The 11,060-nt window shown below is 49.4% G+C and carries 8 protein-coding genes; 4 read left to right on the top strand and 4 right to left on the bottom strand.

Features of this window, described 5'->3' with window-relative positions:
• Window positions 1–50: 50 nt before the first annotated feature.
• Window positions 51–737, bottom strand: a complete 687-nt coding sequence (locus B2633_RS11610; protein WP_483170831.1) for a cell wall hydrolase — start codon at window positions 735–737, stop codon at window positions 51–53.
• Between the two features lie 388 nt (window positions 738–1,125).
• On the opposite strand from B2633_RS11610, the gene B2633_RS11605 reads away from it, so the two are divergent.
• Window positions 1,126–1,266 (top strand): hypothetical protein, encoded by a 141-nt coding sequence (locus tag B2633_RS11605; protein WP_483170830.1) that lies wholly within the window; start codon window positions 1,126–1,128, stop codon window positions 1,264–1,266.
• Between the two features lie 179 nt (window positions 1,267–1,445).
• Here the strand turns inward: B2633_RS11605 and B2633_RS11600 are convergent, their stop codons facing one another.
• The 3 genes from B2633_RS11600 to B2633_RS11590 all read right to left on the bottom strand — a co-directional run bounded on the left by B2633_RS11600 (window position 1,446) and on the right by B2633_RS11590 (window position 6,288).
• Entirely contained in the window at window positions 1,446–3,962 is a 2,517-nt protein-coding gene (locus B2633_RS11600) for an S-layer homology domain-containing protein (protein ID WP_483170829.1), read from the bottom strand.
• A gap of 621 nt (window positions 3,963–4,583) precedes the next feature.
• Complete coding sequence (locus B2633_RS11595) at window positions 4,584–5,450, bottom strand: hypothetical protein (protein WP_483170828.1); 867 nt, start codon at window positions 5,448–5,450, stop codon at window positions 4,584–4,586.
• Between the two features lie 34 nt (window positions 5,451–5,484).
• Window positions 5,485–6,288 carry a MerR family transcriptional regulator gene (locus tag B2633_RS11590; protein ID WP_483170826.1) on the bottom strand — a complete coding sequence of 268 codons (804 nt, stop codon included), beginning with the start codon at window positions 6,286–6,288 and terminating at the stop codon, window positions 5,485–5,487.
• Between the two features lie 355 nt (window positions 6,289–6,643).
• Here B2633_RS11590 and B2633_RS11585 point away from each other — a divergent pair, with 355 nt between their 5' ends.
• From B2633_RS11585 to B2633_RS11575, 3 genes are all read left to right on the top strand, one after another.
• Window positions 6,644–8,533 (top strand): APC family permease, encoded by a 1,890-nt coding sequence (locus B2633_RS11585; protein WP_483170824.1) that lies wholly within the window; start codon window positions 6,644–6,646, stop codon window positions 8,531–8,533.
• 96 nt (window positions 8,534–8,629) lie between these two features.
• Window positions 8,630–10,192 (top strand): ATP-binding protein, encoded by a 1,563-nt coding sequence (locus B2633_RS11580; RefSeq protein ID WP_483170823.1) that lies wholly within the window; start codon window positions 8,630–8,632, stop codon window positions 10,190–10,192.
• A gap of 30 nt (window positions 10,193–10,222) precedes the next feature.
• Window positions 10,223–10,906 (top strand): response regulator, encoded by a 684-nt coding sequence (locus tag B2633_RS11575; protein WP_483170822.1) that lies wholly within the window; start codon window positions 10,223–10,225, stop codon window positions 10,904–10,906.
• The last annotated feature ends 154 nt before the right edge of the window (window positions 10,907–11,060 follow it).

Raw genomic sequence — 11,060 nt, 5'->3', positions numbered from 1 at the left:
ATTCGCTTTTGTCGACGGTCTGATCCTGCCGAGCCGGCAGGCTTTTTCAATTAGTGAGCAAATACGTGTTTGCCTATGGTTATTGTGATGGGACGGCTCCATATCCATTTATTCGTAGCCGTGGCCGGGTTCCAATAATATATGGCATCATTGGTGGGATCCCACCCGTCTATGGCAGCCTGTGCCGCTTGATAGGCCTCGTTATTGGGCTGCAGATAGTATTGCCCGTCGCTGACAGCCGTAAAGGCTCCCGGTTCAAATATGACCTCATTGACGGTACTGCCAAATTTATCAGACTCGACCCGGTTCAAAACCACAGCCGCTATGGCTACCTGCCCCACAAAAGGCTCTCCGCGGGCCTCGCCAAAAACCACCTTGGCCAGGCTATCCAGGTTATGGCTGGATACATGAGCCGATTTTCGCGAAACAGCAGGCGCCTGGTTATTCCGGTCAGGAATGGGCTGGCTGATTGGCTGGGCCGCTATGGTTTTGTCAGCGGCAACCCCATTCTCTTCAGAAATAAGGTTGTTATCCACCTGCTGCCGGTCCACCGTTTCCGTCGCGTTCTCATCCTGCATCTCTATCTTCAATGCTTTATCGTTCAGATCAGCCGGTTCTGCCATGGATATATTCAAACTGGTCAGTCCAAGCAGTATGATCGATAATACTGCCACAAGCTTCTTGTGTCTCATATCACTCTTCCTTTCTTCCAGGTGCTGTCCCATTTGCTGTTCCATTCTACCCGCCTAAACGGCAGGTGACAAATCCCGCATATGGAGCGGTTTATCCCCTATCCGGGCATAAACCCGGGTATGTACCCTCATCTATGGCAGCCTGCTGAATGCTGCCGGCTAAGCACCTTTATAAGACGGTACCATTTGGTGCCAATGGCACGCTGCCAATATTCTCCGATTAATGCCAAAGCCATCATATTCCAGGAATTTTCTGTGGTGTGGCATAGATCCCGGAGCACCGGAGCTTGCTAAACCGATGCTGGCCAGGCTGCCATTATGCGCCTGGAAAAATATTTGCATAAAGGGGGTTGAACACGGCGGGGGAAATATACAACCATTGCCGGGCATGCCAATAAATGCATAGAAAATAGCGATTCCGGCGGATTCTTCTATGCCCTGTACAATTTTAAGCAGCACACCGGCGGCTTTTACCGGTTCGCTTTTGATATTCTTAGAGCGGCCGGTCCCCGGCATCGGTTACGGCGCCAACTGCGAAGGCTATATCCGCTTTTCCTGGTTTTCCGGGCAATAGCAGAGATAGGCCGGAACGCCTGGACTGAAGGGCTTCCTGGCGCAACTCCGCAGTGGAAAATGAAGAAAGGCCGGCCAAGTTAATTCTCAGCCAGCCTCTATAAAGATGCTGCATTAGGTGAACAGGGCGGAATTGGAATAAAACCGTTTTATTGTATCGACGGGGTGGCGAATGGGTTTCTAGTGCTTATCTTGTATCATGATCAGTTTGTAGACAACAGTTGCGGCTTCCGCCCGGGTCGCATTCCCCTGCGGTTTATAATCGCCTTCCGGATATCCCCCCATGAGACCCGAGGATACGATCCTATTCACAGATTCGGCAGCCCAGGGACTGATCAAGGCGTCGTCCGTAAAGGACATTCCCGCATGGGTTTCCGGAAGAATTAAGTCGGTACTTTCGGTCAGATTATCCAGCATGATCGCCATTTGCTCCCGGGTTATCTTTCCATTGGGATCAAAGCTGACATCGTCAATTCCCTTTACAATTCCTTTTTCAAAACCCCAGTTGACATAATTGTAATACCATTCCGTAGCGGGTACATCCGTAAAGCCCGCCGGCGTGGACTGGGTTACGTCTAAGCCCTTGATGGTATTGGCAAGCATGGTCAGGAATTCGGCTCTGGTGAGGGAATTATCCGGCAAATAGCAATCATTGCCCATTCCTTTTACGATCCCTCTGGCCGCCAATCTCCCGATATAGTCTCGGGCCCAGTGTGTTTTCGTATCCGCGAAATCAAGGCTTGCAGGGCCGACCTGAACGGGTATGGTCTGTTGTACGCCGTTATATTCCACATAGATATTGCCGGCTATTCCAGATTCATTCGTGGCTTGAAAGAGTCCGTTGGCATCGATGGTACCGATGACAGGATCGCAGGTCCATATAAACAGGCTGTCCCTGCTTGCAATGGGAGCATACCCGAATTTGGCCGTTACATTGATGTCGAAGATTTCCCCCGGATCGATTTCCAGATTTCGCACATTGGGAGCAAAGGTTATCTTGTTTTGAATATCGACCTGCGCCGTTGTACTGAGATCTCCGCTTTCCACTTCAATCACGGCAGTTCCGATGGCCCTCCCGGCGGTAAAGAGGCCGTTCTCGTCCACAGAGCCGTCCGAATCGGAATCAAGGCTGTATTCTATACTTTTTCTCAACGAAACCGGCTCATATTTATTGTTGGATGCGTAGGTTTTAAGCTGAATGTCCGCCCCCGGCATGGCAAGAGGCTGACTTGGGTAAGTGTGCAAATGCTCGGCATCGGAATCCCCGCGTTCATCGTATACCAGAAGCAGGCCATTGGTAGTTTTTCGCTGGTTTTTTTCGGAAGGGGAATTCTTGGCAACCGCCCGGGAATCCATTCCCCCCGCTCTCACGGCCATGACCGTGGAGCCGCCTCCGTCCATATTCACAACGGTGCTGCAGCCCAGATCAACCAGGTGTTTGGCCACGTCCGTCAGTCCAAGACCTTCCGAAAAGCCCGGCTGTCTGCCGTCAAGTGCATACAGCATAAGGGTTCCGTCCGGTTTGATACCGATGATGGTTCTCGGATTCAAGTTGGTTCCGCTGGAAACATATTGACCCTTATCGTAAAGCAGGTAGTATACTCCGATGGCTTCCTTGCTATTTGACAGGTTTCCGCCGTTTTGGTCGTATACGGAAATCTCTACCTGGCTTCCGGGAATCAGCTGAGCCAGCTGGACCGCATAGGCCGAATCCCCCGCCGTTGAAAGCACCAGCTGACTGTCACCGATGGGCGTATTGTAATTACCGTTTCTGACTTCGGCAACAGTTGCCGTTATCGTACCTCCCACCGTCAGTTCCGCATTTTCCGGTGAATCCGCGTCCAATATTACCTCAACAGAGTTCTCCGAGGTTTTTGTGGAGGAGGCATATTGGCGGTTATACAGATGCAAAGCCTTGCCCTCACCATGCGGAACATTAAAATAACCGATATCCGCATTATATTCCGTGGGTACGTAAACCGTCTGCTGCACGGGGGAAGAATCTGCCAACTGGGTCAAATCTGCCGGTCGGGTTGGTTCTGCTGACCGGGTCGAATCTCCCGGTGAGGCCTGATCGGCCGATTGGGTCGGATCTGCCGGTGGGGCCTGATCGGCCGGTTGGTCCGGATCTTCCGGCGAGGTCAGATCTTCCGACTGTATTGGATCTGCCGGCTGGGTTGGTTCTGTAATAATCACGGTGGGAACGTTGATCGTTCCCTGCAGTGTATATCTCAGGGCTGCCTTTTCCAGGGTAGCGGCGCCGTCTTCGTCAAAGGATATCACATATTCCGGAGCATATCCGGAGGTTTTGATCTTACCGTCATGAATGCTAAGCCCCTTTGGAGTTCCGGTGGCCATGTCATAAATATCTCCGTTGATTCCCGCTACGACTTTGTAGCCTTGATTCTCCAAAGTGCTGATCATGGTATTCATCGTATAGGTTCCGGTGACTTCACCTTCAAATACATAGGGCTTTAAATCCGTGTCCTGGGTATCCGCGTTGACAAAATATGCCCTCACGATGCCGTTGGCACTATGACCCGCCAATTGTTCGTGATAAGTAGTGTTATCATAAATTCTCGATTTGGTTTCATAATAGACATCTCCTATGCCCTGCTGATATGTAAATCCTGTTAAAAATATTCCCGACAACATGGCAACCGCCAGGATACCTGCTGTGAATTTCTTGTTGTTCATAAATACCATTTTCTCCTCATAATCCCATATTATTATTCCGCTTGGTGTTTCGATCTTTTACCATTCTAGCATCAATTTTCCAAGCCTTTCAAGCCGCACTCTGTTAACAAAGGAAAAAAACCACTGCAGAATAAAGATGAGAATAAATTATGAGGAAAAACTAATGCCGCTTAATCGATTTGTCCGGCCAAACCAAATCTTTTCAATGACCAGGCGCAATGGTGATATGATTACATATGGCGAGTTGTTTCAATTCTGCTTGGTAATCTTAGGAATTATTTCTCTGTGCTTTATGCTCAGAAAATAATACGGCCGCCTTTGTGTAAGGCGGCCTAAACCCAATTTACGAACCTGCCGCCATACCACAAGCGGCAACTCCTTTTATATCTCAATGATAGCATAGCAAAACCTAAGCTTCAATTCCTCATAGCTCCCTTTATTATAGCATGGACTTTGCTTATAGGATCAGTGACCTATGGCAGGGAACAACCATGTTTTTACTCCTGGAACAGCGAACCCCTGAATCCAAACTTGCAAAAGCCGGCAATTTCAGGAAGATTATTAAAAAAAGCCAGGTCTCTCGGAAGTAAATTTTAAAGAACTGTTCCATTTAAAATGGGCTCAGGCATTGTATTGATTGACTAAAGCGGGGTTTGGAATATTCAGCATAAAGTCCTCTGGCTTTTCTAGGGAAAGATAGACCCTCCCAACCTCTAACCTATTGCCCAGCATGCCCTGAAAGGACTGGGGCGGGTTAAGTTCAATTTCGACATTACATTTTTCACCAACTGACAGGAACAGGCTTCCCGGATTTTTTTTATCCGGACCAGGGGCAATGCCGGGGGCCGGCTTCTCTATTCGTTTTACTGCTCTGATATACTCCCAGGGTATCTCCTGGTGGTAGCGAAGACCTACCCGGAATCTTACTCCTTTACCGGTCATTTGGTGTGGATAAAGACGCATAGCCTGGGCATCTGCCCATATCCACATTATGGCCCATACGCCTAACACCAAATGAACCACCTTCCATACCAGCCACCGGTCGGGGAGCATTAGAAACACGGCCAGGATCTCTAACCAACATATCACAATAATGGCCTTGGCCAGAAACAGGTAGCTTGCCAGGCGGGTGGCAAAACATGCGGTTTTATCGGGGAGCTGTTTCTTCCTCAATGAGAGGTATAAGGCATAATACAGTTGGGGTTCGATTAAAATCAAGCGGGCTACACGTGCCGGGAATATCTCTTCCAAAGCTTCCTGCCAGGCGGCAAAGGTTTCCTCACCTGCTTTTTTCAAAGTTCGATAACGAGCAATAATACGAGAAAGGTTGAACAGGAAGATCATCAGGAAAGTGAGTTCCAGGATAGCCGGTACCAGGATAAAGTACTTCATTTGTTCTTTAGAGATAATCCCGCTGCCGAAGAGTGCAATATCTGCTATAACCAAAATGAGCAGGATGGGTAGTGAATAGCGCGAAAGTTTTGACAAAATAGTTTTCACCCTCATATTACCCTGCCTTCCGTTATTTATTAAAAGGTCCGGTTTCCCTACTGTACTGCAGGCTGAGTTCACAGAATTTCATTTGAGCCGGGGTTAAAAGGCTGCTCAGCATTTCATTAAGCAGCGGATCGAAAGGGTTCACAGTTTCAAGACTGCACATGGTTTCAATAATAGGAATGCACTTCAATATTCGAACACAATCCCTGGCTAGTTCATCTATCTCCTGAGCATCTTCGGGTAGGTCAGCAATTGCAACAAGCCGCTCGTTCATTTTTATTAATTTTTGAAAAACCTCGGGATTGTCTTTAAGATATTCAGCCAACTGCACGTAGTACTGCTGATGATTCAGACCCCATTCATAACTATCCAAGACTTCATAGATTTGGCGCTCCTTTTCCCTTACATCAGGATACGATTCATAATGCTCGGTGCCGATAATATCGTTGACCATCTGAAATGTTGCCGTATCTTCCTTCAATATGAGAAGCGGTTCGGCCGCTAACAGCTTTTGAACCTTTTCAAGCCGTGCTTGCAGTGTATTTATCTCGCTGCTCAACTCTCTTGCCAATGATTCCAGAACCGAACGCATAGTAGTACTGTCAGCGGGATCTCCCAGCATATCTTTTATTTTCTCAAGACTAAAACCTAAAGCCTTTAGCCGCTTAATAACCTGCAATCTATGGAGTTCTGTCGCTCCGTAAAGCCGGTAGCCGTTTGGGGACCTCACCGGTTCTGCCAAAAGACCGATTTTGTGATAATGAAGAACCGTTTTTACTGTGACTCCAGTCAACTGAGCAAATTCGCCTATCTTGATCATGATTTCCATGTCATCACCCCTTTCAGTATAAACTCCTACCTAAGGTCGGGGTCAAGGTTTGGTTTATTTTGGTAAGTTAGGGGGGATACATTGTCGGCCTCCGGCCAAAAGAGGCCCAAATTGGAAGTTGGCCTCTTTGTTCTGGATACCTTCTCCCAGGAGTGACCCATCTTACAAAGCACATACCCCGCAATTCTTCTGCATTGTGACTTTAAAGGATTTTGGCTTCGCCTTCTATACAACTTTTTTATCCTTCTCATAGAGAATCGATACAGATTATTTATGCCGCGCAGTTTTACTATAGTTAACAAAGCTAAGACTAATACTATCCGTTTTAGTCATCTGTAAAAGGCAGGTAATCAATATGTTCAGGCGTTTAGGCAGGTTCGTGTTTGGCAAAAGTATGGCCAGCCACCAACTGGGAAATGAAAAATTAAATGTTTTCTGGGGTATGCCCATCCTGTCCAGTGATTCGATTTCCTCGGTCGCATACGCGGTGGAAGAGATTTTGCTGGTTTTGGTGCCGGTGATCGGTTTGGCCTCTTTTATGTGGATGCCGCGTATTGCCCTGGCTATTGTTGCCCTGCTCATCATATTGGTGTTGTCTTACCGCCATGTAGTGGACGCTTACCCCAACGGCGGCGGGGCTTACGTGGTGGCCAAGGATAATCTGGGACCGATCTACAGTCTGGCTGCCGGGGCGTCTTTGTCGGTAGACTACACCTTAACGGTGGCAGTAAGTATCGCTGCAGCCAGTGCGGCCATCACCTCGGCGTTTCCGTCTCTTTATGCGCATCGGGTCGCCATATCTTTGTTGCTGATATTTTTGCTGGCGGTAGGTAATTTAAGGGGAATCCGCGAATCATCGCGCATTTTCAGTCTGCCTACTTATGCTTTTATATTATCTATAGTAGTCCTGGTGGCAGCCGGTATTATCAAATACCTTACCGGCGGCATGCCGGTCCTCCCACCTGCAGAAGCCATCCCGGCAACACCAGGTATTCAGGCTGTAACCATGTTTCTGATTATCAGAGCATTTGCTTCGGGATGCAGCGCCTTAACAGGAGTAGAAGCAATCAGCAATGCGGTGCCCAACTTTAAGGCTCCGGCCGCCAAGCAGGCCAAAACCGTCTATGCCTTGCTGGCTCTGGCCATTATAGTATGTTTTGGCGGCGTTGCGGTTCTGGCCAATCTGTATCAGATAGTGCCCGACCCCCGGCAAACCGTCATAACCCAGTTGACATTAAGCATCTTCGGGCCCGGTCTGATGTTATACATCATGGCCGCCACTACTGGTTTAATCCTGGCTTTAGCCGCCAACACCGCGTATAGCGGTTTCCCCACCCTGCTGTCCGTCATAGCCCAGGACGGCTATGTCCCCAGACAGCTGTCCATGCGCGGTCACCGGCTCAATTTCAACAACGGCATCATTCTCCTGAGCCTGGCTGCGGCCATTTTAATAATTGTCTTCCAGGCCGATACCCATCTGTTGATCAGCCTCTATGCGGTGGGCGTTTTTACCTCTTTCACCCTGTCGCAGGCAGGGATGGTTATCCACTGGTGGAAAGAGCGGTCGAAAGGGTGGACATGGAAGGCCTTAATAAATGCGGCCGGGGCGGCAACTACCGGTGTGGCGGTAACCGTCATAGGCATTACCAAGTTTGCCGAGGGTGCCTGGATAGTATTTGTAGTGGTGCCTTTAATAATTACGGTCATGCTGAAGATCAAAACCCATTATTTGTCTGTGGCTCAACAGCTGGACATACCCAACGAATCTCTAGCCCAAATAAATCTGAACAGCGATTATCAGCATCATGTAATCGTACCGGTCGATAGCTTTAACGCTATGGTGGTGAAGGCGCTGCGGTATGCGCGCAGCATAACTTCCCATGTGGAAGCTTTCCACGTGGAGGTCTATGCAGGCGAGTCGGAAAAGCTGCGGCGGAAATGGAATTTGCTGGACACGGATATTCCCTTGATCGTCAAGTTTTCCCCCTACCGGGAAGTTGTGAACCTCTTGACTGAATATATTGATTCTGAGGAGCATGCCTCCCAGCCGGGAGATATTATCACCGTGCTGCTGCCGCAGTTTTTCGTCCCTCACCGCTGGGAGATGGCCTTGCACAACAACACCAGCCTGTTTATCGCTAATGCCATGCTTAAAAAGCGCAATGTCATCGTATCTATAATCCCGTTCTATCTGGAAGATCTCAAGACTTACCACTTGGCCAAAAGCCATAAACCTGTTCTTTAGTAATCCCCAGGCCCTTCAATTATAATGAAAAGGGAATTACGATACCGGGTAGAATAATACAGTTCATGGCATGCGAGAAGCGGAGGGCAGCATTGCTTGGGCAGATCAAACTATTGGCGCAAAATCGGCAGAGCTATTCACGCCAGTCTTCGGATCGATTATACAACGGATCAAGACAGCAGGCTGATAATATTTTCTTTGTTCCTCACCGCAGCGGTTACTCTGATCGGCAAGTTGTACAGTGATTACCTGGGGTTAACCAATATCGGGATGCTATATTTGCTGCCGGTTATTTTTGCAGCCTCCCGCTTGGGGGTCAGACAATCGCTCTTCATAGCCCTGGTCAGCGTCTTATGTTGGGACGTGTTATTTATGCCGCCCATCCTTAACCTGGCGGTCAGTGATACCCGGCATTTGATCACCTTCCTGGTGTTTATGATGGTGGCATATACCACCGGCAATATGAGTGATTTGCTCCGCTGCCGGGCGCAAGAAGCCACCCAACGCGAGAAACAGACCCGGGTTCTATATGAATTGGCCCGTGGATTATCGGCGGCAGCCGACCTGGACATGCTGGTCAGCCAGGTGGTCAAGCAGACGGCGGAGACATTGGATGCCGAAGCGGCACTGTTTATGCCCGGTCATAACGGAGAACTCAGAGTCGTTGCAGCAAACAAAACCCTGACTGATTTGGCGTCGAGTCCCAACGATTTGCTGGCGGCCCAGTGGACTTTCAGCCACTCTCAGCCGAGCGGCTTAGGCACTGACACTTTTACCGGCGCCAGGGGTTATCATGTACCGGTCAAAACCGAGGAAAAAACCATGGCGGTTTTGGCAGTAAAACCGTCTAACAACTTGCTTGAAGCCGAACAGATAAATCTGCTGCAGGCTCTGGCGGGGCTGTCGGCCTTGGCTATAGCGAGGCTCGAATTAGCGGAGGAAGCCCACGACGTGAGAACCCTTGAGGCCAGTGAAAGACTGCAGGCGGCTTTGTTCAACTCTATTTCCCACGACTTGAAGACACCGCTCACCTCCATTATGAGTGCGGTCTCCAGCCTGGTCGACGATGAAGCCATATATGATGAAGAGCAAAAGGCCACCCTGTTAAATGGCATTAAGCTGGGGGCTGAGCGCATGAACCGTTTCGTAAACAACCTTCTTGATATGGCGCGCCTGGAGAGCGGCTATATGAAACTTAATCCGGACTGGTCGGATATACAGGACATTATCGGCGTGACCCTGCGCGAAAACCAGGAGATCCTCAAAGGGCACAAAGTCAAAGTTGAGATTCCCGATGCACTCCCGCTCATTAAAGTTGACTACGCCTTAATCGAACAGGTGTTGACCAATTTGCTGCATAATGCCGTCAAATACTCCCCCCGGCATAGTGAGATAATAGTAAGCGCGGCCGAAGTTGACGGATTATTGAAAGTGTCGGTAACCGACCAGGGCGAAGGTATAACCCCGGGCGACGAGGAGTTCATATTCGACAAGTTTTATCGTCTGCAGTCTCCCGGGAATGTTAGCGGCACAGGCTTGGGTTTGTCTATTTGCCGGGGTATTATCGAAGCGCACGGGGGGACCATATGGGCTGCCGGCCAGTCTGAAAGAGGCAGCCGGTTTAATTTTACCCTGCCGGTTGCAGGCGATGTTTTCTAATTATATTCAAAGTGAATAGAGAGGCAAGAGATGGGAGCCAAGATATTGGTAATCGATGATGAGTTGGAAATCCGCCGGCTGTTAAAAATCGGCCTGATAGCCCACGGGTATGATTTCACCGAAGCTGCGACCGCTAAAGAAGGCGTTTACCAAGCCGTAACGGCCCGCCCCGATGTGATCATACTGGATATGGGTCTCCCGGATCAGGAGGGATTGGAAGTCTTGCGGCAAGTTCGGGAATGGAGCCAGGTGCCGGTAATCATACTATCGGTGCGGGGCCAGGATCATGAAAAAGTCCAGGCGCTGGATATCGGAGCCGATGATTATCTGACCAAGCCCTTCAGCGTGAGTGAACTGATGGCCCGGATCAGGGTGGCTTTGCGCCATCAGGCCAATGTCAAAGACGAACCGGTCGTTCAGATTGGAGATCTCTTCCTGGATTTTTCCCGGCGCCTGGTCAAAGTTGCGGAAACCGATATACATCTGACCCCGATAGAATACGACCTGCTAAAGATACTGGCCGCCAATGCCGGGAAAGTGGTAACCCACCGGCATCTTATCAAGGCCATTTGGGGAACTGAAGCTCAGGAGCATTCCCAATACCTGCGGATCTACATCAGCCAGCTGCGTAAGAAAATAGAAAAGGATCCCAACCAGCCGGGCTTCATTTTAACCGAACCGGGGATAGGCTATCGCCTGATTGCTATGGAATGATCGTCTCCGCCATTCAACTATCTCCGCTTGACGCCAAACAGCGGCATGTATTGGAGCGGACACCTGATTACTGACCCGCATAACGGTATTCCCGAATTGGATCACCTGACTTTTAATCAGGGTGTCGAAGGTTCGAAGCCTCCATGGCTCACCA

Origin of the sequence: Syntrophomonas sp. UBA1041 (assembly GCF_002316705.1) — a bacterium.
Taxonomy (GTDB): domain Bacteria; phylum Bacillota; class Syntrophomonadia; order Syntrophomonadales; family Syntrophomonadaceae; genus DTU019.
This window is presented reverse-complemented; position numbering and strand designations above follow the sequence as displayed.